This is a genomic window from Alteromonas sp. BL110, from assembly GCF_003443615.1.
Taxonomy (GTDB): Bacteria; Pseudomonadota; Gammaproteobacteria; order Enterobacterales; family Alteromonadaceae; genus Alteromonas.
The window spans coordinates 855,989-878,580 of sequence record NZ_CP031967.1; the positions used below are offsets into that span (position 1 = coordinate 855,989).

The following is a 22,592-nucleotide window of genomic DNA, read 5'->3' on the forward strand; positions in this document are numbered from 1 at the left end:
GGCGCATGATAACGTAATCGTCATAGAAGCCATAGCGAAAATCACTGAAAAACGATAAAAGTATACGGAATTATTTGAATGCGATGATAAATTCACCAAATATTGCAGTTTTATGACAAATAAATTTCGCAAACATTCAGTTTTATACATCGATACGCAAAATAACACTGACCATTTGGACAGGATTACGTCAAATCTTCCAGTTTTTGCTGCATATTTTCCAGTGGCGTATGCCTTACATCTGTACCGCGAGTAAGATAAACCACATATTCGCACACGTTTTTACATCTATCACCAATTCGTTCTAACGAGCGCATGGCCCATAAAACATCAAGCCAATCCTGCATATCGTCTGTGCTTTTTTGCATTTCTGACGTGGTGTAGGACAACAACCGCTTGTACTCACTGTCAATGCGGTTGTCTTGGTCGTACACTTCTAATGCCGCGGCTTCATCTTGACGGGCAAAGGCATCGAATGTGCCGCGCATCATCGCCGCTACCCGCTCTCCAATAAGCAACATGCTACTCTTAATGGTATTAGAGCTTGGCAGCTTATTGCGTGTCACCAGTTTTGCAATACGCTCTATTTCATCGCCCATTCGCTCAATGTCGGTAATGGCTTTTGAAATGGTCATGATTAAACGCAAGTCACTGGCAGTTGGATGACGCTTCGCAATAATACGCAAGCATTCTTCGTCTATTTGAATTTCCATAGAGTTAATTTTCAAGTCGTTTAACACCACTTTTTCAGCCAGTGCGGCGTGATTGTGCTTTACCGCTTTTAAGGTATCCACCAGCTGCTGTTCAACTTCACCTCCCATGGTCAATACCGAGTTACGCAAGTTTTCTAACTCAATATTAAACGTACCAGAGATGTGCGTATTTAGGGCTACCTGACGCATAGCATTTTCTCCTAGCGGCTTAAGCTTGGTAAGTAGTATTTGATTAAAGTGCTTGTGTTTCGTGTATGACTGTTATGACAGCCCGCTTTGCCCTCATGGCAATCAGTAGGGCTGTGATGAAACACAGTAACGTTACCAAATTCTGTATTTGAACGGACACTCACTTCTACATTAACCATATCGACCCGTAATGTAATCTTCGGTTTGCTTTTTATCTGGCATGGTAAACAGCGTGTCACTGTCTGCATACTCTATCAGCCTCCCTTGGTGGAAAAAGGCGGTGTAGTCGCTTACCCGTGCTGCTTGTTGCATGTTGTGTGTCACAATAATAATGGTGCACTGCTTCTTTAGTGCTTCCATCAACTCTTCGATAAAAAGCGTGGTTAGCGGGTCAAGCGCTGACGTGGGTTCATCTAACAGCAGTATGTCGGGTTTCAACGCCAGCGCTCTGGCAATCACTAAACGCTGCTGCTGTCCGCCAGATAAAACGTGGGCTGATTCAAACAGGCGATCTTTTACCTCATCCCACAGTGCAGCTTGTTTTAATGCACCTTCAACAGCATCGTCTAAATGTCGGCGAACCCTTACACCTTGAAGCTTAAGCCCGTAACACACGTTTTCATAGATGCTCATAGGAAATGGATTTGGGCGCTGAAATACCATACCCACCTTTGTTCTTAGGCGTGATACGTTGACTTTACGGCTATTGATATTTCGACCATCAATTATAATTTCACCCTTGTACTTACACCCGTCATATAAGTCGTTAAGGCGATTAAAACAACTGATTAGCGTTGATTTACCGCAACCACTTTGACCAATTAGCGCTGTAATTTTGTTTTTGGGTATACGCATGCTGATGTCATTTAACACATGCTTACTACCAAACCATAGGTTAAGATTTTTCACCTCCACTGCGGTTTGTGCTTCACTAATATCATTAACGTTTAGCGTATTGTGTTCAAACAACTTCAACATGTTATAAAACCTGTATTATCCTTTGATATAGCGTTTGCGCAGCCGCGCTCTAAGTACCACTGCCAGTATGTTTAATACAAAGACCACGGCAAGTAAAAGTAAGCAAGAAGCAAACATCATACTTGCACTTTTTCCATCGGTTTGGCTGTGAAACGCTCCGTCATAAATAAGCACGCCCAAATGCATAAACTGTCTATCAAGATGGAGATAAGGAAACTCACCATCTATAGGCAACGTTGGCGCAAACTTAACCGCCCCAACAAGCATTAGTGGTGCAACTTCTCCTGCCGCCCTTGCAATGGCTAGAATTACACCAGTCATAATGCCAGGAGACGCTATAGGTAAAACGGTACGCACTATGGTTTCAATTTTGGTTGCGCCTAATGCGTAACTGCCCGCTTTTAACCCTTCTGGCACGCGACGCAAGCCTTCTTCAGTAGCAACAATAACCACAGGTAAAGTTAAAATAGCCATGGTCAATGCCGCCCAAAATACACCAGGACTACCCATCGTTGGCGCGGGCAATGTTTCACTAAACAATAGCTCATCAATACTGCCGCCCAGGGTATAAACGAAGAAACCAAGCCCGAATACACCGTACACAATTGAAGGTACCCCAGCCATATTACTTACGCTTACACGAATAATGGTGGTTAGCGCGGTATTGGGAGCATATTCGCTTAGGTAAATAGCCGCTAGTACTCCAAAAGGCGTTACAATTATGGTCATTAAAAAGACCATGAAAACAGTGCCAAACAAGGCTGGGAATACGCCGCCAGAAGTATTTGCTTGCTTGGGGGAATCGGTAAGAAACACGCCAATTTCTGAAAACACTACCTGCCATTTTTCGAACGTACTTAAACGGCTTACGAAATCTACATCCTGAATGCTTGAGATGGGGATAACAAACGGCGCACCGTCTGCAAAACTCACCAGCAAGGTATATCCAGCGCGTGTATCTTCCAGTGCCTCTACTCGTTTTTGGTATTCGTTAAATGAAGCAACTAAGCGTTCTCTTGCCGGGGCATCGGCCACCACGTTTCGTTTATCAAACTGAGACAGCGCTTCGTGAATAGGCGCAAGATGTTGGGTATTGAGCGCTTCAATTTGTGAACTTATCTGTGCAACTTCTTCTATAACAGTATCAATATTATCTAGGCTTTGAGGCGGCTGTGACGGTACGACAATATATTCAGGTACCGCTAAAACACGCCTACCATCTATCAACTTAATTTCTGCGCTTTTTTTCGCAAGTCGCGTACCATCCAGCTGACTGCGGGATAACTGAATTTGAAATCCATAAGGATTTAGAGCATCCGAATACTTAAGGGTAATGTCATTATTTGACGGTTCATCAAATATGTTCGCAAGCACTGAAAAAGTGGTGCCGTCTTGATATTTTCCACTTACGGTGTAGATAGGTTCTGGCCAAAAGTAAGCGGTACCACGATAACTAATCAGTATAAGTACACTCACAAGGGCAATCAGCAATAGACTAGTGAAAAAAGCGGTTAAGCTAATGACTAACGATTGGCGTTGGACCGGATTTAATCCAAAAGATGCTTGCTTAGCCATAGTACGCCCTACTTCTTATACGTTGTCGCAGTAGCTCTGCTATGGTGTTAACTATGAAGGTAAACACAAACAGAATGCACGCCGTGAAGAATAAAATTTGGTAATGCGCTGACGACACATCAGCCTCAGGAAGCTCAATTGCCAAGTTAGCAGTAAGTGCTCGCAAACCTTCTATCAGCCCCCAGCTGGAGATTGGCGTATTTCCCGTCACCATAAGCACTATCATAGTTTCGCCAAACGCGCGCCCGAAGCCTAACATTATCGCGGCCACAATTCCTGGTAGGGCAACGTGAAGCACTACATGCAGCAAAGTTTGTAATCGGGTCGCCCCCAGTGCGAAAGAGGCGTGCTTTAAGTCGTTAGGTACGCCATTGATGGCATCTTCAGCCAACGAGTAGATACTGGGTGAAATGGCTACTCCTAACGCTAGCGCGACTACTATGGTTGTTTTTCCAATAGGGCTGTCGGATTCTGCCGCTAGCAACGTAAATCCATCAACCCCCATCAGCGAGAAGATAAGCGAAGGCGCATATTCCACACTAATAAAGCCTAAAAGGAACACGCCACCAACGGCAAAGAATAGCTCTGCGCCATGCCTTAAGTTCTTTGGTAAATACTCCGCGACGGGGCGCTGTACCAAAGCAACGGCGATAAGTACAAAGGGAATAACAATAAGAAAAAAGGCAAAGGAAAACAAAAATTGCTCGGCTTTTGGCGATAGCCAAATGGCCGCTATAAAACCGATGAGTACACTGGGGATTGCTTCAAGCAGTTCAATGGCGGGTTTAACAATATTGCGCAATCGGCTTTTTGCGAAAAACGCGGTGTAAATTGCAGCGCCGATAGCAACAGGTATCGCAATAAGCAGCGCCAAAAGGGAAGCTTTTATACTGCCTATTAAAAGCGGGGTTAAGCTGAATTTTGCCTCTTGAAAGTCAGAGGCGCTGGTAGTTTGCCATACGGTTTCTTCCGTTTCATACCCCTCGTAGTGCTGAGGTTCAAAAAGCGATGCCCACGTAGTAATACCGCTTAGGTATTTGCCTTCCCACACCGACAAATTGTTGTCAGAGTAACTGTAAAGCTTATTTCCATACCAAATAATATTCTCAGCGGTGCGTTCTATTTGTTGTGAAGCCACCACATCGCCAGACACGCGGTTTACTAACAATATACGCGCGCTGTCAGTCAGTACGGCTACTAAATTCATACTGGCGTGTTCTGTCACCGCCTTTACTTGCCCACCTGGCAGCGCAATTTGATAAGTTTGCTCAAAGGTAAGGCCTTTTTCGCTTTTACTAAGCACCCAGCGAGTAAGCGTCTGTGTTCCGTTGTTCATCAAGAAGAAAGTGCGGTCTTTAGCAAGAGGAAACACAATCTTCTCATCTAATGACGCTGTAATATTTCCTGCCACAGGCAATAGTGAAGCCCCTTTATCTTTGACTTTGTTCAGGTAAAGGGCGTCACCTACCTGAAGCAACACACTCTCGCTGCCAGGTAACAATACTAGCCTATCAATATTGTGAAAGCGCTTATCCACCACCTGCGTAGGACGGTGCCGATTTACCCAACGAACGAAAAAGCTGTCGCCTTGAGCGATAGACGCTACAGCCCACTTAGAAGAAAGTGCCATACTCCAATTGCTGCGTTTCTCCCACTCATCTTTGGGAAGTGCAAACGTAATACTCTTCGACAACGCTGCTTGCGAAACGTTGGTGGCGATATCCATTGCTTTATCGCCCGCCATATCAAATGACCTTACGGGTAAAACCCGTACTTGTGCATTAGGAGAAACGTCGACAATGTAGTTCTCCCCCATCACGCTGTGAGCCGACAACCTATGCTCACATGGACGAATATAATCATGATTACTTATCAGGTCGTTGCCTTTGAGAAATTTTAGGCCTAATCGACAGTCTGACTTTCTAACCAGCAATGGCTGACTGTTAATGATATCACCTGCGCTGATAACCTTTTCGTTGGATGGTGTTTTAACGCTTAATAGATGGTGTAAGCTGGGTGTGTAAGCTAAGGGAAGCGCTTGGCTAATGAGATGGGTAATAAGAATAACCAGGGTCAACAAAACAAGGCCGCCAAAGGCCGTCACTACATAGCGTGACCAACTATCTCTGCGCTGGCGTTTTTTGTTTGTGCTGTTGCTGTCGAAAGTCATGGGGCTGTTTAGTCATTCTTATTTTCGAAATTCTTCTTTTTAAAGAAGAATAACCCTAAATTGCACTGGTGAGCAGTGTAAGTTTTGTTATGCTAATAGCAAGTGAAAGTTTATAGCATTACCTTCGCGCAACCTACTCTGCGCCTATGGTATTACCCAACAGGAAGACGATCAAAGTTTTTCTCTATACGCCCAATAAGGAGCACCGTATGCAATCATTGGTTATCAGCATCATGGGTAAAGATAAGCCTGGTTTGGTAGACGCACTCGCTAAGTGTGTTTACAAGCATGAAGGCAACTGGCAAGGGTCGAGTTTTGCGCATATGGCGGGTATGTTCACCGGATTCGTAGAAGTACATGTTGCCGATGAAAATAAGCAAGAATTAATAGATTCGCTAGATGCTATTAAAGACTTGTCTGTTCAATCTGTTGCTGTTGCGAGCAATAAGAACAACAACACAACTAAGCTAACCGTTGATGTTATGGGTAATGACAAAGCAGGTATTGTGCAGGAACTAACGTCTGTTCTTAATCAGTTCAATTTGAATATTCTCACTTTTGCTTCCCATTGTGAAAGCGCACCTAACTGGGGCAGCCTTATTTTCAAAGCAAAAGCTGAAATTGCGGTAACGGAAGACTTCGACGATGGCGCATTGCAAGATGCGCTAGAGTCGTTAGCAAACGACTTAGTCGTAGATATTACCGCAACACGATAAACAACAGGGGCGTGAGTGCGCGAGAGGGACTATCGCAGTGTCTCAAAATCATAGCCCACATATTGAAAGGTAACGGAATCACCGCAACGTATTAGATTGGCACTGGTGCCAGAATACGTGTTGTCACAGTAGTGTCACTGACTGGTGGCAGTCTTTGACCATTTTTATGAACGTGAATTGAGACATTATGGATAACGACGTTTTATATTATCCCAAAGAGCTAAGCTGGCTATCGTTTAACGAACGTGTATTGCAAGAAGCCGCGGATAAAAACAACCCTGCGATAGAACGCATTCGCTTTCTTGGTATTTACTCTAATAACCTTGATGAATTTTATCGGGTACGCGCGGCAGACGTTAAACGCCTTATTACTATTGCGCAAAACGATGGTAACGAAGAAGAAGCAGAGCGCCTTACCGAACTCATGGCGCAGATACAAAAAAAAGTGGTACAGCTTTCTGAGAAGTTTGACCAAATCCACAAGGATGTTGTCAAAACCCTTGCTCGCTACAATATTCATATCCTGCGCAAAGATGATTTAGACGACTACCAGAAACAATGGGTTCGCAATTATTTTATCAACAAAGCACTGCGCCATATTGCGCCTATCCTCATTGATAAGAAAACAGATCTGCTAAGCCGCTTAAACGGTAACTCTGTCTATTTGTATGTGGCGCTACGTAGAAAAGAGCGCAACCCCAAGTTCGCCGTTATTCAAGTTCCCACTACTGAAATGTCGCGCTTTATGCTGATCCCACCGCAAAAGAGCCGTAAGAAAAAGAGCATCGTAATGCTTGATGACATGATTCAGCTGTGCATTGAAGATATCTTCCGCGGTTTTGTAAAATTTGACGAAATTGAAGCTTTCTCATTCAAAATGACCCGCGACGCGGAGTACTCGATTAACGAAGAAATTGACGAAAGTTTCGTTGAGAAAATGTCAGAAAGTATGAAGCAGCGCCTTATTGCTGAGCCGGTACGTGTTATCTACGATACTGATATGCCAGAAGATATGCAGACAGATCTTCGCAAGCGTCTTAAAATTACCAAGCTTGATACCATGCACGCTGCTGGGCACTATCGCAACTTTAAAGATTTTATTGGTTTCCCAAATGTCGGGCGAGACTACCTAGAACATGCACCGCTTCCTGCTATCGACAGCAAGGCATTTTCAAAACACAACACAGTATTCGATGCTATCACTGCACGGGACATTCTGTTGTATTACCCGTACCACCGCTTCCTCCACTTTACTGAGTTCGTTCGTCAGGCTGCATTCGACCCTAACGTTAAAACCATACGCATTAATATTTATCGGGTGGCGAGTAATTCGCGCATAATAAACTCGTTAATTGATGCGGTAGACAACGGTAAAAAAGTAACCGTAGTCGTAGAGCTTCGCGCGCGCTTTGACGAAGAAGCAAACATCGAATGGTCTAAGCGCATGACCGATGCAGGCATACGCGTAGTACTTGGTGTGCCCACCCTGAAAATACACTCTAAACTATGTATTGTGACCCGGGAAGAACGGGGCAGTTTGGTGAACTATGCGCATTTCGGTACGGGTAACTTCAATGAAAAAACGGCAAAGATATATACTGACTACAGCTTATTCACCCGCAATCAAGAGCTTGCTAACGAAGGCGTGGGGGTATTTGACCTTATTCAATACCCTTACAGGCGCTACAAGTTCCAGCACCTGCAAATATCGCCGTTAAACGCCAGAACTAAAATTCAATCGTTAATTCGCCAAGAGATTCAGCATCTGAATCAGGGCCAAGAAGCCCAAATCACCTTTAAGATTAACAACCTTGTTGATAAAGAACTTATTGATGATTTATATCGCGCAAGCCAGGCCGGCGTTAAGATCCGCGGTATTGTACGCGGTATGTGCTCACTTAATCCTGGAATAAAAGGGACAAGCGAAAACATAGAGATCATCTCTATCGTTGATAGGTTCCTTGAACATCCTCGCGTGATGATTTTTGAAGGCGGTGGCGAAAGAAAAGTGTATATCTCATCTGCTGACTGGATGACACGAAACATGGATAACCGTATAGAAGTAGGCTGCCCGGTTTACGATAAAGGTCTTCAACAGCGCATTGTCGATATAATGGAACTACAATTTAAAGATACCCTGAAGGCTCGAGTGATTGACAAGGATCAGAGCAACAAGTACGTTGCGAGGGGTAATCGTAAAAAACTTCGCTCGCAAATAGAAATTTACGACTATTTGAAGAAGCTAGAAGACACTTTGTAGGATAGAAAATTAGTACATGACCCAGCACGAATCAATTTTTAATGACGTGGAAACCCGCGAAGTCAGTAAAGTCGCAGCGCTCGATATTGGCTCCAATAGTTTCCACTTAGTGGTAGCACGTATTGTTGCTGGGTCTGTGCAAATTCTGCATAGAGTGAAACAAAAGGTTCGCTTGGCCGAAGGGCTCAACGAAGACGATATTTTGTCTGATGAGGCAATGGAGCGCGGGCTAGCTATGCTTAAAGTGGTAGCAGAAAGCCTTAAAGGCTTTGAGCCTGACTCGGTCAGAATTGTGGCTACACACACGCTGCGCAAGGCCCGTAACGCCCGAGACTTTATTAGCGCAGCAAGAGACATCCTTCCCTACCCTATTGAAGTTATTTCTGGCGTAGAAGAAGCGCGTCTTATTTACTCCGGCGTTGCCCATACTAATCACGCAGACGGTCAACAGCTGGTAGTTGATATAGGCGGTGGTTCAACGGAATTTGTTATTGGTGAAGGATTCACGCCTTTGCTCTGTCGCAGCCTTCAAATGGGTTGTGTTAGCTATACTAAACGCTTTTTCGCGAACGGAGAGCTAAAGCCTAAAGCCTTCAATCGCGCTATTACGGCTGCGCAGCAAGAACTTGAGTTGATTGACAATAAGTACCGCAGACTTGGCTGGGTCCAATGTGTTGGTACGTCAGGTACCATTCGCTCGCTGTTCACCCTGTGTCAGCAAGACAGACCAAATGGCCACGATATCCCGGTAACACTTAAAAGTTTGCGCAATTTGATGAAGCAATTCACAAACGCAGGGCATATCGATAAATTAAGTTACCCAGATTTAAGTGAAGACCGCCGCGTGGTTATCGCTGGTGGTCTCGCTATTCTCATCGCAGTCTTCAAGGCGCTAGAAATTGAAGGGTTGGTATACTCTCCCGCCGCCTTGCGAGAAGGTGTGCTCTATCAGATGGAAGATGAGTTACATCATGCCGACATTCGCGGCAGAACGGCAAGCAGCTTGGCAACCCGCTACGATGTAGACACATCACAAGCAACCATGGTGCTCAATACAACCCTTTCACTTTTCAATGATGTTGAAAAAGAATGGAAACTCAAAGGGCGCGACTTTAAAAGTATGCTTGGGTGGGCTGCTCTACTTCATGAAGTTGGCATGCAAATTAACTCTCGCGGTATTCAAAAACACAGCGCCTATATTCTTGGCAACGTGGACATGCCAGGGTTTACTCAAGAACAACAGTTACTGCTCGCTACCCTAGTACGTTTCCATAGAAAGAAAATTCGTACTAATGAACTACCTACTTTTAATTTGTTCGATGAGCCGTCGGTAAAGTATTTAATCGCGTTACTACGTTTAGGTGTACTGCTTAATATTAAACGCCAAGAGGGGTTTGTACCCGACCTTGTCGTTAATGTTGAAAAGAACGAATTGACCATCACCTTCCCAGAAGGCTGGTTAGATGAAAAACCTATAATTTCGGCAGACTTGTTAAGAGAAAGTCACTACTGGAAGGCGCTTGATCTAAAACTTACGGTTGTACCGGATATCTCGCAGTTACATCCCACTGTAGAATAAGAAAAATGTTAGGCTCGAATTAAAAAAATGGGGCCTTGAACCGATTGAATCGGTACAATAGCCCCATTTATCTCTAGCATTGCGAAACTAACGTATATAAACGTTGATTTAATTACTCGCCTTTGGCTTTGGCATCATCTACGTGCGCGCTGTCGTACTTTTTAAACCACGCCAAAATATTTTCCACTTTACCAATCATTCGAGAAGGTTTAGAGGCAATCCCATGCGGCGAGCCGGGTACTTTCACCAGTACACTATCAACCTTTTGAAGTTTCAACGCTTGATAGAACTGCTCAGTTTCAGACATAGGCGTGCGTTTATCTTCCACACCCGTAATCAACATGGTAGGTGTAGTCACATTGCCTACAAGCGATAATGGCGAGCGCTTCCAATAATGCTCTACATTATCCCAAGGTTTACCTGGGAATTGGAAAGGAATTTGATAAAGGCCCGAATCGGCGGTTAATACCTTGGATAACCAATTAATAACGGGTTTTGCAACCACGGCTGCTTTGAATCGGTTTGTAAGTCCAATGGCATAGGCTGATGCAATGCCACCTGCTGAGCCACCCGTTATAAATAAACGCTCTGGATCGGCTATTCCTTTTTCAATCAGCGCGTCTACCCCAGACATATGGTCAGAAAAGTCATACTCAGAACTATATTTCCCCTGAAGAAGTAAAGCAAAACGTTCCCCGTAACCTGTACTACCTCTGTGATTATCATAAAATACTACATAGCCTTCTGCTGCCATGCGCTGAAGTTCAGCAGTAAAAACGGGCCCATAAGCAAGGTTGGGACCACCGTGAATTTCAAGAATAAGCGGATAGGTTTTTGAGCTATCATAGTTAGGCGGCAGAATGTACCAACCTTGAATTTCTTCGCCATCAATAGAAGATTGATAAACAATTTCTTTCACTTCGCCAAGTTGTTTGTGACCTAAAATATCTTCATTTAGTGCGGTAAGCTGTCGCTCTTTTCGCGTAGTGACATATAAATCTGCGGGGCGGTCTGTTCGCCCTTTAGTGTAAGCCACAACATTGCCTACCGCATGATAAGTACCAAACACATAAGGTCGTCCTAACGTAGTGCCTCCGAGCCCCTTCGCTACGGCTTTTACATTGCCCGATAGCGATACCACATCCACTTGCGCTAAACCGCGTACTGACTGCTGAAAGTAAATATGTTTATTATCTTTCCAGTGAAGGTTAGACACCGAATTATCAATGTCTTTTGTTACGTTTCTTTGCCCAGAGCCATCGCTATTCATCACGTACAAGTAGCTATTTTTGTACATCACTTTTTCATCGTCGCGGTGTGTATAGGCAATGTGCTTTCCGTCTGGCGATACAACAGGTGACGATTCTCGCCCTTTATCCTGCGTCAATTGTTCGATATTCCCCGTCATATCAACAGAAAATATATCGGCCTCAACTGGTTCATACTCCCAGTTATTACTACGGTTAGCAGAGAAGTAAATCTTTTTCCCGTTCGGCGCAAAACTTAAACGCCCCTTGTGATGATAATTACCCGAGGTTAACTGCCTTGCGGTGCCTCCGTCAGAAGGGACAATAAAGATATGAGTATAGGCAGGGTCTAGTACACCTTTGCCATCAGCTTGATAACGCGCCTTAGTGATATATTGAAATTTAGGCGACCACTTTGCGCCCTCCGGCTTCTTCGGCATTTTAACGTCAAGCGGCTTTTCTTTGGCATCTACGCTCATGGTAAAGGCAATGTATTTACCGTCGGGTGACCATGTGATATTGCTTGGACTTGATGTCACGTTTGTAACTAACGCCGTTTGCCCTGTATCCATCCAGCGTACATACAGTTGCGGTTTACCCTCTTCATTGGATAGGTAAGCTAATCGGCTGCCGTCTGGTGACCAGCGAATAGAATAGTAACTCTTTTTCGATGATAGTAAGGGACGGTTTGACTTACCATCAACCGACGCTAGCCAGACGTTCGCGCGGCTACTGTCTGACATGATATCGTTTGAACGGCGCACGTACGCGATATATTTACCGTTTGGGGATACCTGAACTTCGCTTACATATTCAAGGTTAAAGATATCTTCTGATTGTAAAAAGTTATTTTTCTTTGAGGTAGCGTCATCCGACTGAGAATTTGCAAGTACAGGGGAGGACAACATCAGTGCACCAAGACACAATAGCGCCAACGCCCCACTACGCCGCTTACTCATCTGATGTAATCGTCGGATTTTAAAAAAAGACATAGTTCACCTTTAGATTATGGTTATTGTTTTGCCGGTTTGTTTTGGCGGTGATCGCTCAATTTTCATCTTACTTAAATATCACCGCCTATAAAAATTAAACGTTGAGATGCGTAAAGAAGACGATAAAACAAAAAAAGGAGAGCAACCGCTCTCCTTAAATAGTTATTAACTTAGCCAATCTAGGTTAGGTCGACGAAGATTGCCAACCACCTCCTAGGGCTTGATACAGGTCAACGAGTGCTGCAAGTTGCTGCTGACGAGTTTCTATAAACTCACTGCGTGCTTCCAATGCTTCGCGCTGCGCCAATAGTACTTCTAGATACTCACCGTGCGCTGATGTAAACAACCTATTCGCAATATCAACTGACGACTCCAAGGACGCAATTTGCGCTTTTTTAGCGTCGGCACTTTTTTCAAGATTATCCAACTTAGACAAACTGTTCGACACTTCAGACACCGCTTTTAGCAGCGTAAGCTCATACTCATAAGCGGCCTGGATTTGCTCGGCGCTCGCATTTTTATAAACAGCTTCAATAGCACGCCGATTGATTAAAGGGGCAAAAATATCGCCAGATAGCGAATAGGCCAACGACTCAGGTACATTAAACAAATACCGGCTATCAAACGCAGACAACCCTACCCCAGCCTTAAGCTCTAAAGAGGGGTAAAAATTGGCTTTAGCAACATCTATATTTAAGTTCGCAGCCTGCAGTGTAAGTTCAGCTTCTCGAATGTCGGGTCGGTTTTCTAACAATGAAGCGGGCACACCAATATTAGGCTTAACAATGTCTTCGCTAAACAACGTGTTGCTATTTCGTTGAATAGGTTGAGGCATGCGCCCTAGTAATAGATTGATTGTGTTCTCTTTCTCCACAATTTCCTGTTCAATGAGAAAGCGTTCACTTTCATTCTTCTTCACCTCAGCATTAAAGCGCGCTACGGGTAAAGAAGAGGCTCGTCCATATTCTTTAAGTGCATTAATGGTTTGAATAACATCACGCTGCAACTTTATGGTGGCATCAATATTCGCCAGCTTGTTGTCTAACGCTAATAGTTCGTAGTAGCTACGAGACACTTCAGAAACAAGCTGCGTGATAAAGAAATTCTTACTTTCAATAGAAGCTAAGTATTCAAGTGACGCCACCTTTGAGGCATTCCTTAGCTTATGCCAGATATCCACTTCCCACGACGCGTTTAGCCCAAGCTCTAAATTAGCTAAGGGGTCAGGGAAAGCTTTCCCCTCCCTGATATCAAGCTGTTCTTCAACCGCTCCTTCTCGCGTATATTCCCCCACTTTTTCGGTTTCAGCAGCAGCACCTGCAGACACGCTTGGTAAATACTCACCTTCCCGCGCATACACCTCGTTAGACGCCATATTAATGCGTTGTGCAAGTACGGCGACTTCCTTGTTATTCGCTACAGCGGTTTCAACTAACGATGTCAAATATGGGTCGTTGAACCACGCCTCCCATTCAATTTTTGCTTCACCATTACTAAGGTTGTTGCTTGTTTCAGTGCCTATCTCTGCATTAAACTGTTCTGGCAGGGTTACATTTGGATCCCGCGTTTCAACTGTCGGGATAGCACAGGCTTGAACTAGAAGTGCACTGCCAATCGCCATGTAAAGAGGCTTTTTCAAAAGACGCGTGTTATTTTTCATCGCTTAGCACCTCATCGTTGTAATGATAGGTTTCTGTAAGTGGAACGTGATCTTCGTTTTTAATTAGCGACTTACCCTCTTCTAACTTAGCGAAAAGGTAGTACAAGCCTGGAATAACTATGATGCCGAAGACACTACCGCAAAGTGTGCCTCCAAGTGCTGAAGCACCAATAGTTCGGTTTCCTACCGCACCTGCGCCTGTGGCGACGACCAGTGGGATAAGCCCTGCTACAAACGAAAATGAAGTCATTAATATAGGGCGGAATCGCTGTTTCGCTGCGTCAACGGCGGCTTCTGCGATAGATAAACCCTGCTGGTTTTTCTGTACCGCGTATTCAACAATCAGCACGGCGTTTTTGCCCAGTAAGCCAACCAGCATTACAAGCCCTAATTGCGCGTAGACATCGTTCGCTAAGCCCATTAGGTCAAGTAGAATAAAAGAACCAATCAAACCGCTTGGCAACGACAAAATAACGGCAAGAGGAAGCAGCAAGCTTTCATATTGCGACGCCAGTACTATATATACAAATAGTAGAACTACACCGAATATGACGATGGCTTCACTACCGCGTTTGGCCTCGTCAAAAGATAACCCTTCCCAACCTATGTCATAGCCTTTGGGTAACGTTGCCGCAGCAACTTCTTCAACCGCTTTAATGGCTTCGGCAGAGGTATAGCCTTTTGCGGGCTCCGCCCGAATGGCTGCAGAGGTGTACAGGTTGTATCGGGTAATTTCATTGGGCCCTTGCGTTTTAATCAGCTTCATAAACGCAGAGTAAGGCACCATCTCACCTTCCTCATTTTTTACGTAGTAGTCCATTAAATCGCTTGGGTAACGACGGTACTCTGGAGCACTTTGGGTATACACCTTGTAAAAGTTATTGAAACGGGTAAAGCCTTGCTCGTAGGTACTACCAATTAGGATATTAAGGTTTTCCATAGCCTTGCCAATTGATACGCCCTTTTGCATCGCAGCTTGATTGTCTATTTCAATTTTATATTGCGGGTAATTAGCCGCGTAGAAAGTAAATAGCCCTTTAAGTTCTTTGCGTTTGGACAGCTCATCCATAAAGGATTGGTTTATTTCATCAAACTCTTGGTAATCCGTCGTATTTGTTTTGTCGAGCAAACGGAACGACAGCCCTGATGACGCGCCATAGCCAGGCACTACAGGAGGCTCGAAATATTCGACCACAGCGCCAAGATGATGAGTTTTAGCCTCTAGTTCTTCAATGATTTCCTGTACGGACTGGTCTCTATTCGCCCAGTCTTCAAGGTTAATAAGGCAAGTCCCTGCATTAGAGCCTCGGCCTTCCGTCAAAATTTCATAACCTGCGAGTGAAGAAACCGATGACACACCTTCAACATCAAGAGCAAGGGTTTGAAGCTCCCGCGCTACTTCGTTTGTTACTTCAAGGGTGCTTCCTGGAGGGGTTTGAATAATGGCGTAAATTTGGCCCTGGTCTTCTCCAGGGATAAAACCAGTCGGAAGAATGTGATTGAAACCAATCGTGCCTGCTACAAATGCAAAAAGCGACAAAATAGTCACCACTCGACGGGTTACTAACGCTTTTATGATGCTGGTGTAACGCCCGGTGAGCTTGTCGAACCAATGATTGAATACATCAATAAGCTTACTGATTGGCGTAGCTTTTTTGGTATGTGTGTGTGGGTTTTTAAGTAGCATCGCACACAGCACTGGCGTTAATGAAAGCGCTACAATACAAGAAATGATAATGGACGATGCCATAGTGATAGAGAATTGACGATAAAAAACGCCAACCGGCCCAGTCATAAACACTAAAGGCACAAATACTGCTGTCATCACAAGCGTGATAGCAATAATAGCGCCGCCCATTTCACCTAATACCTGCTGCGTCGCCATATAAGGCGTCAAGCTAGCGCTCTCTTCCATTTTTGCATGCACAGCTTCGACAATAACAATGGCGTTATCTACCACTATCCCGATAGCCAATACCAACGCGAAAAGGGTTATCAGGTTAATGTTTACCCCCGTTGCTTGCATACAAAAGAAGGTACCGATTAAGGATACGGGGACGGCCAATAGCGGAATTAAGGTTGAACGCCAGTCCCCTAAAAAGATGAATACCACTAGCGAAACCAAAATAAACGCCTCAAATAATGTATGCAGTACTTGCTCTATTGATGCATCAAGAAACTTAGACACGTCATAGTTGATTTCGTACTTCATGCCTTCCGGGAAAGTTTCTTCAAGCTCTGCCATTTTAGCTTTTACTTGCGATATCACTTCATTAGCGCTACTGCCATAGTTTTGCTTTAACACGATTGCGGCAGAAGGATACCCATCTTTATTTGAGTAGATATCGAAAAACTCACTGCTAAGCTCTACATCTGCTATGTCGCTTAGTTTAAGCAGCTTGCCGTCACTATCCGCTCTGATAATGATATTTTTGTATTCGTCAGGCTCGTCATACCGACCTTCATAAACAAGCACATATTCTTTGGACTGCGCACTTATTCCCGAGCTCCGTCCGAGTCGTCCTGGACGGCCAATAAGGCTTTGCTCATCAATCGACTCCATCACTTCATCGACTGAAATATTATACGCTCGCATGCGATCTGGCTTTAACCAAATGCGCATAGCATACTGCCGACTACCCAATATCTTAGCGCTGGCTATACCGTTAACACGCTGTATTTCGGGTATAACATTGATGTTCGAGTAGTTATAAAGAAACTTCTCATCGGCGTCTTCATCGGTGCTATAGACGTTGATATACATCAACATACTAGGCTGCACCCTTTGAAGTACCACTCCCTCTAGTTGTACCAACTGCGGGAGCCGGTTCATTATCTGGTCAAGCCGCGTTTTCACGTTTATTAGTGCTTGGTTAGGGTCCACATCTAAGTCAAAGATAACCTGAATCGTCGCTTCACCGGCACTTGTGGCATCAGACACTATGTACTTCATGCCCGGCACACCATTTATCGAACGTTCAATAGTCACCAAAGATGACTTTACGAGAACATCAGCACTTGAACCAGGATATGCCAATGAAATTAAAACCCTGGGGGGAGCGATATCTGGAAATTGAGAAGTGGGCAAGGTAACAACGGAAAGCGCGCCCAAAAAAATAATCATAAGGGATAGCATGATCGCCATCACCGGGCGTTTTATAAATACACCAAACATAATAACCCCCTACTCTGCCTGAAGTGCGAGTTCAGCTAACGTGTCGTCAGCAGAAATTAGGTTAGGCTTTATGCGATCGCCATTACTTACTCGTCGCAACCCCTCAAGAAGAATAGTGTCATCTTCTTTTAACCCCTCGGATACCAAGAAGATGTGAGGTAATTCTGCTGCAATCTCTATATGACGAGTTTTAAGCGTATTATCAGCATCTAGAACATATACATAGTTCTGATCCAATATTTGAAAGGTCGCCTTTTGGGGAATGACAAGGGAATTGGGGTAATCAACGTCAACAAGTATATTACCAGTTTGCCCATGACGTAACATTTCATCGGGATTAGGGAATGATGCACGCATTTCAATCGTTCCCGTATGGTTATCAAAATCGGCTTCAATAGTATCTATCACCCCTTTATAAGGATAAATCGTACCGTTTGCGAGCTTGAGCCTAACGCTCGTCCCTTCATTTGCTTTTCCACTTTGTACATAATCTAAATATTCCGACTCAGGCACATTGAAATATACCCACATTTGGCTTAAATCAGACATAGTAGTGAGGAGTTCACCCTCATCAAGCAAGCTACCTGTTCTTGCTTCTAGATGGTCCATCTTCCCGGTAAAGGGCGCTTTAATGTCAGTGAATGCCAAATGTGCTTCGGCAAGTTCAACTTCAGCTTGGGCTTTTTGATACTCGGCTTCTACAACGGCAAGCTCATTAGGTGACACTATATTTTGATCCACTAGCGACTTGGTGTTTTTAAACTCCATTTGCACCGCTTTTGCCTCTGCCTTGGCGCGCTTAAGTTCTGCTTCGTAGATAGTGGGCACTATTTTAAACATAGGCTCTCCTTTCTCGACGGTTTGTCCTTCGTCGACGAAAGTAGAAGCAAGGTACCCTCTCTCCATTGCCCTTAATTCAATATGCTGAATGGCGCGTATTTGACTGACATATTCTTTAACAAGAACCGTATCTTTGCTGATTGGATGGGAAACATTGAATTCTAGAGGTCCGCCATGGTGAGCTTCATGCTCTTGATGACCACACCCGGTTAACATAATGGTAAGAATACTTGCTGCTAAAAGCGTTTTTTTGCTCATAATTTTTAAATCGTTCTTATAGGTGTTACCCATAGACAGGCAACAGCATTAGTACGGCATAGCGAGTAAATTACCGCACGGCATTATTACCGTTCAGTTTTGCTAACACGAGGGCGCTACTAACCGCTCATGCTTTTCATTACTCAGCTATGCACGCACGAATATATCTAGCTCAGAAGAGAGCTGACGTTTTGTGAAAATTTTGAAATTGAAGGGCTTTACTCTTGCATCCAAAAACAAGAGAAAAAGCTTAAACAGCAGGTGGCGCTCTTGTAAGCGGGGTGACGTAGCTCTTTTTAGACCAAGAGACTAAATATGGAGGTGAGTTTTCACTAAGTGAACTAATAATCGCAGCGTTACCAAAGGTATTGATAACGGACGGGAATAGGTCGTCATGCGCATTTTCTTCTGCGCTACTTTCTATTGAGAGGGTCGATACGGAAGCATCAAGCTGATGCTTTGACGAGATAGGCTTAATATCCTGTTTAATCGTAAGCAAGCAAGTAAACAATAACAGCGCTATACCGTAGCAAAAGCGTTGAGTATTTATGTGTTGGAAATTCACCAGTTTACTTCCAATGCTAAGCTTGAATAATATTAAGCAATGACAATGGCGCGAGATGCTACACAGTCCTCCTTTTTTTGACAATAGGCTTTGTGTTGAATGCGTCAATATAAACAAAAAGAGCGCTGAATAGCGCTCTTTGTAATGAGAAAGTTAAGAAGTTATTTACGCTTTAGACGCTTGGTAAATACCTTCAATCGCTTTATCTAGTGTTGCTTCAAACTCTTCTTGAGATTGCTGTGCAGATACGCCTTCGGTTAATGCGCGAGAGAAGCTCGCAATCATGCCTTGGTTTTCTGATAGTTTTGCGTTTGCATCGTCACGACTGTAGCCGCCAGAAAGTGCAACCACTTTAAGTACGCGCGGGTGGTCAACAAGCTCTTTATAAAAGTTAGCTTCGGTTGGTAGCGTTAGCTTAAGCATCACTTCTTCACCTTCATTAAGAAGATTAAGTTGGGTTAGGATCTCTAACTTAAGTAGCGCTTCAGCTTCTGCTTTTTGCGGACTGTGGATATCAACCTCTGGCTCGATGATTGGAACAAGGCCAGCCGCCAAAATCTGCTTACCCACTTCAAATTGCTGAGCAACAACATCTTTAATACCTTGATGATTGGCTAGCTTCACTACGCTGCGCATCTTAGTACCGAATACGTCTTGAGCTACCGCTTTAGCAAGCAATGCATCAAGACCTGGCATAGGCTTCATCACTTGAACACCATTGCTCTCTTCAGCTAATCCTTTATCGACTTTTAAGAAAGGAATAACACGTTTCTTCTGCCACAAGAAGTGTGCAGTAGACATGCCTTCAATTTCTCTATCAAGGGTATTTTCGAACAAGATTGCGCCTAAAACGCGCTCGCCGCTAAAAGGGGTGCTGGTGATAATACGCGTACGCATTTCGTGAACAAGATTGAACATCTCTTCGTCTGAGCTGTATTCAGACTCTTCTATGCCGTATAAGCGCAACGCTTTAGGGGTACTACCGCCGCTTTGATCTAACGCTGCAATAAAACCGGTTTGTGTTTTCAGTTTATCCAGCATTGCCTGCTGAGCTTGTGATGCCATTGCAACACTCCTTTTGTATATTACTGCCTTAATAGACAGGTGTAGGGTTTATTGTTATACCAATTCTATTAAAGATCTGTTTGTCTCTCACACGGCATGCCGGCACCTAGAGTAAACACATCTGTAATAAAATTGGTATTTATGCCAGCGTACTTCACTGTTTCGCTGGGGTAATCGTTTCCGATTAAATGGTCACGCTCAAAAGTGCTGTTACTGAGCGTGACACAAATTGGGGCAACTTTGCACTAGGCCTTAGCTTTCGAGAGCTTGTATGCGCTGCATTGATATACAGCGCTTAGGCTTATTTATTTTTTTCTTCTAGTACTGCTACCGCTGGTAGTGTTTTACCTTCCAAGAATTCAAGGAACGCGCCACCACCTGTTGAAATATAAGAAACCTTATCGGCAATTCCGTATTTATCAACGGCTGCTAGTGTATCACCACCACCTGCGATTGAGAATGCGTCGCTTGCTGCAATCGCTTCTGAAAGCGCTTTCGTACCTGCACTGAACTGTTCAAATTCAAAAACGCCTACAGGGCCATTCCAAACAATGGTACCCGCATTCTTAATAATATCTTCTAACGCTTTCGACGAATCTGGGCCGATATCAAAAATCATATCGTCGTCAGCAACGTCACTGACTACTTTTAGCGTCGCTTCTGTGTTTTCATCAAAGGCCTTGCCCACCACTACGTCTGTTGGCACCGGAATATTACCGCCGTTTGCCTGCGCTTCGTTCATAAGCTGCGTAGCTTGCTCAGTTAAGTCCATTTCAACTAACGACTTACCTACATTGTGACCCTGCGCCGCAATAAAGGTATTAGCAATACCGCCACCTACAATTAGCTGGTCAACTTTTTCAGCTAGCGTTTTTAGTACAGTAAGTTTGGTCGATACTTTTGAACCACCAACAATGGCCACCATTGGGCGCTTAGGGTTGTCCAGCGCTTTGCCCAATGCATCTAATTCAGCAGCAAGTAACGGGCCAGCGCAGGCTTTCGGAGCGAATTTAGCCACGCCATGGGTAGACGCTTGTGCGCGGTGCGCGGTGCCAAAGGCATCCATAACGAAAATATCGCAAAGTGCGGCGTACTGTTTCGCTAGCGTCTCGTCGTCTTTTTTCTCGCCGTTGTTAAAACGCACGTTTTCAAGGATAACCAGTTCGCCTTCGCTAAGTTCAACACCGTCTAGGTAGTCTTTAACTAGCTTTACTGGAACGTCTAGGGCGTCGTTAAGGTAATCAACCACAGGTTGAAGAGAGAATTCATCAGCAGGCTCACCTTCAGTAGGACGGCCAAGGTGAGACATCACCATAACTGCCGCGCCAGCGTCTAGGGCAGCTTTGATAGTAGGGATAGATGCTTTAATACGCGCATCTGAGGTCACTTTACCGTCTTTTACCGGCACATTTAAATCTTGTCTAATTAGTACGCGCTGACCTTTTAAGGCCATATCGCTCATGCTTGGAATTGCCATCGTCTTTCCTATGTTAATTTAAATTCAGTAGAGCGTGTTTTAACAAGTCAAACACGCTCAAATTAACTGTGAAAGCTGCGCGGGCTGTGCTACCAGCCCTGGCAGCATCAATGCTTTATTGTGCGTCGAACATCACTTTAGCGGTATCGAGCATACGGTTTGCAAAACCCCATTCGTTGTCACACCACACCAGTGTTTTTACTAGCTGCTTGTGACTGACTCTTGTTTGTGTGCCATCTACAATACACGAGTGAGGGTCGTGATTGAAATCTACGGACACCAAAGGCTCTTCGGTATAGTCCAAAATGCCCTGCAAACGCCCCGCTTTAGCATTGCGAAGTGCTTGATTCACCTGTTCAATGGTTACCTTAGACTGAAGCGTTACGCTTAAATCCATGGCGGTAACATTGATTGTAGGCACACGCACAGCAATGGCTTCGAACTTACCTGCAAACTTAGGCAGAATGCGCTCTATACCGGCAGCAAGGCGTGTATCAACGGGAATAATGGACTGACTGGCAGCGCGGGTTCTGCGCAAATCTTCGTGGTAAGCGTCAATAACTTGCTGGTCGTGCATAGATGCGTGAATGGTTGTGATCGTACCACTTTCAACACCGAATGCAGCGTCTAGCGCTTGGATAACAGGAACAATACAGTTTGTGGTGCAAGAGCCGTTGGAGACTAATTTTTGTTCACTGGTCAACGTGTCTTCGTTGGTGCCAAAAATAACGGTATTGTCTAAATCAGAAGACCCAGGTGAAGAGAAAAGCACTTTACCAGCGCCTGCATTTAAATGCGCTTGCCCCGATGCTCTGTCATCAAACTTGCCCGTACACTCAAGCACAATATCAACGCCTAAGTCTTTCCAGGGTAGGTCTTTAATATCGCTTATCGCGAGCAGCGTAATATCGTCACCTGCCACATTAAGCGTGTTGTTTTCTAAGGCCACATCAAAACGGAACCGCCCGTGGGCGGTATCGTATTTAAGTAAATGTGCTATGCCTTCGGGTTTAGCTATGTCGTTAATGGCCACCACGTTAAATTCGTTGTTGCGCCCACTTTCATACAGCGCGCGCAACACGTTACGGCCAATACGACCAAACCCATTTATGGCAATATTTACCATAGGCTTA

15 protein-coding genes are annotated in these 22,592 nt (G+C 44.4%); 3 read left to right on the forward strand and 12 right to left on the reverse strand.

Features of this window, described 5'->3' with window-relative positions:
- Window positions 1-185: 185 nt before the first annotated feature.
- From phoU to D1814_RS03745, 4 genes are all read right to left on the reverse strand, one after another.
- A complete protein-coding gene (gene phoU / locus D1814_RS03730; RefSeq protein WP_118490168.1) occupies window positions 186-902 on the reverse strand; it encodes a phosphate signaling complex protein PhoU in 717 nt (238 codons plus the stop codon).
- Window positions 903-1,073: 171 nt separating this feature from the next.
- On the reverse strand, window positions 1,074-1,880 hold the full coding sequence (pstB, locus tag D1814_RS03735; RefSeq protein WP_118490169.1) for a phosphate ABC transporter ATP-binding protein PstB: 807 nt from the start codon (window positions 1,878-1,880) through the stop codon (window positions 1,074-1,076).
- A 15-nt stretch (window positions 1,881-1,895) separates the two neighbouring features.
- Window positions 1,896-3,455, reverse strand: coding sequence for a phosphate ABC transporter permease PstA (gene pstA / locus D1814_RS03740; RefSeq protein WP_118490170.1), 1,560 nt, complete (start codon window positions 3,453-3,455; stop codon window positions 1,896-1,898).
- Window positions 3,448-5,625 (reverse strand): ABC transporter permease subunit, encoded by a 2,178-nt coding sequence (locus D1814_RS03745; RefSeq protein ID WP_118490171.1) that lies wholly within the window; start codon window positions 5,623-5,625, stop codon window positions 3,448-3,450. Before D1814_RS03745 ends, pstA begins: the two co-directional genes overlap by 8 nt.
- A gap of 209 nt (window positions 5,626-5,834) precedes the next feature.
- Between D1814_RS03745 and D1814_RS03750 the strand changes: the two genes are divergently transcribed.
- The 3 genes from D1814_RS03750 (at window position 5,835) to ppx (ending at window position 10,180) form a co-directional block, all read left to right on the forward strand.
- The gene (locus D1814_RS03750) at window positions 5,835-6,341 is read left to right on the forward strand and encodes a glycine cleavage system protein R (RefSeq protein ID WP_118490172.1); all 507 of its coding nucleotides are present in this window, start codon (window positions 5,835-5,837) and stop codon (window positions 6,339-6,341) included.
- Window positions 6,342-6,528: 187 nt separating this feature from the next.
- Window positions 6,529-8,601 (forward strand): polyphosphate kinase 1, encoded by a 2,073-nt coding sequence (ppk1, locus tag D1814_RS03755; protein WP_118490173.1) that lies wholly within the window; start codon window positions 6,529-6,531, stop codon window positions 8,599-8,601.
- A 16-nt stretch (window positions 8,602-8,617) separates the two neighbouring features.
- Window positions 8,618-10,180 (forward strand): exopolyphosphatase, encoded by a 1,563-nt coding sequence (gene ppx, locus D1814_RS03760; RefSeq protein ID WP_118490174.1) that lies wholly within the window; start codon window positions 8,618-8,620, stop codon window positions 10,178-10,180.
- Between the two features lie 112 nt (window positions 10,181-10,292).
- Here the strand turns inward: ppx and D1814_RS03765 are convergent, their stop codons facing one another.
- The 8 genes from D1814_RS03765 to epd form a co-directional block, all read right to left on the reverse strand.
- Window positions 10,293-12,419: an alpha/beta hydrolase family protein gene (locus D1814_RS03765; RefSeq protein ID WP_118490175.1), complete on the reverse strand. Its 2,127-nt coding sequence runs from the start codon at window positions 12,417-12,419 to the stop codon at window positions 10,293-10,295.
- A 184-nt stretch (window positions 12,420-12,603) separates the two neighbouring features.
- On the reverse strand, window positions 12,604-14,079 hold the full coding sequence (locus tag D1814_RS03770; protein WP_118490176.1) for a TolC family protein: 1,476 nt from the start codon (window positions 14,077-14,079) through the stop codon (window positions 12,604-12,606).
- A complete protein-coding gene (locus D1814_RS03775) occupies window positions 14,069-17,254 on the reverse strand; it encodes an efflux RND transporter permease subunit (RefSeq protein WP_118490177.1) in 3,186 nt (1,061 codons plus the stop codon). Before D1814_RS03775 ends, D1814_RS03770 begins: the two co-directional genes overlap by 11 nt.
- A gap of 9 nt (window positions 17,255-17,263) precedes the next feature.
- A complete protein-coding gene (locus tag D1814_RS03780; protein WP_118495293.1) occupies window positions 17,264-18,352 on the reverse strand; it encodes an efflux RND transporter periplasmic adaptor subunit in 1,089 nt (362 codons plus the stop codon).
- 250 nt (window positions 18,353-18,602) lie between these two features.
- Complete coding sequence (locus tag D1814_RS03785) at window positions 18,603-18,917, reverse strand: hypothetical protein (protein WP_118490178.1); 315 nt, start codon at window positions 18,915-18,917, stop codon at window positions 18,603-18,605.
- A gap of 165 nt (window positions 18,918-19,082) precedes the next feature.
- Window positions 19,083-19,982 (reverse strand): fructose bisphosphate aldolase, encoded by a 900-nt coding sequence (locus D1814_RS03790; RefSeq protein WP_118490179.1) that lies wholly within the window; start codon window positions 19,980-19,982, stop codon window positions 19,083-19,085.
- A gap of 301 nt (window positions 19,983-20,283) precedes the next feature.
- Window positions 20,284-21,459: a phosphoglycerate kinase gene (locus D1814_RS03795; protein WP_014948385.1), complete on the reverse strand. Its 1,176-nt coding sequence runs from the start codon at window positions 21,457-21,459 to the stop codon at window positions 20,284-20,286.
- A gap of 115 nt (window positions 21,460-21,574) precedes the next feature.
- The gene (epd, locus tag D1814_RS03800) at window positions 21,575-22,585 is read right to left on the reverse strand and encodes an erythrose-4-phosphate dehydrogenase (RefSeq protein ID WP_118490180.1); all 1,011 of its coding nucleotides are present in this window, start codon (window positions 22,583-22,585) and stop codon (window positions 21,575-21,577) included.
- Window positions 22,586-22,592: the final 7 nt, after the last annotated feature.

Coding starts and splice junctions, on each gene's coding strand:
- ppx (WP_118490174.1), top strand. CDS start 8,618: ATGACCCAGCACGAATCAATTTTTAATGACGTGGAAACCCGCGAAGTC.
- D1814_RS03790 (WP_118490179.1), bottom strand. CDS start 19,982: ATGGCATCACAAGCTCAGCAGGCAATGCTGGATAAACTGAAAACACAA.
- D1814_RS03750 (WP_118490172.1), top strand. CDS start 5,835: ATGCAATCATTGGTTATCAGCATCATGGGTAAAGATAAGCCTGGTTTG.
- D1814_RS03765 (WP_118490175.1), bottom strand. CDS start 12,419: ATGTCTTTTTTTAAAATCCGACGATTACATCAGATGAGTAAGCGGCGT.
- phoU (WP_118490168.1), bottom strand. CDS start 902: ATGCGTCAGGTAGCCCTAAATACGCACATCTCTGGTACGTTTAATATT.
- epd (WP_118490180.1), bottom strand. CDS start 22,585: ATGGTAAATATTGCCATAAATGGGTTTGGTCGTATTGGCCGTAACGTG.
- D1814_RS03775 (WP_118490177.1), bottom strand. CDS start 17,254: ATGTTTGGTGTATTTATAAAACGCCCGGTGATGGCGATCATGCTATCC.
- D1814_RS03770 (WP_118490176.1), bottom strand. CDS start 14,079: ATGAAAAATAACACGCGTCTTTTGAAAAAGCCTCTTTACATGGCGATT.
- D1814_RS03780 (WP_118495293.1), bottom strand. CDS start 18,352: ATGAGCAAAAAAACGCTTTTAGCAGCAAGTATTCTTACCATTATGTTA.
- pstA (WP_118490170.1), bottom strand. CDS start 3,455: ATGGCTAAGCAAGCATCTTTTGGATTAAATCCGGTCCAACGCCAATCG.
- pstB (WP_118490169.1), bottom strand. CDS start 1,880: ATGTTGAAGTTGTTTGAACACAATACGCTAAACGTTAATGATATTAGT.
- D1814_RS03795 (WP_014948385.1), bottom strand. CDS start 21,459: ATGGCAATTCCAAGCATGAGCGATATGGCCTTAAAAGGTCAGCGCGTA.
- D1814_RS03745 (WP_118490171.1), bottom strand. CDS start 5,625: ATGACTTTCGACAGCAACAGCACAAACAAAAAACGCCAGCGCAGAGAT.
- ppk1 (WP_118490173.1), top strand. CDS start 6,529: ATGGATAACGACGTTTTATATTATCCCAAAGAGCTAAGCTGGCTATCG.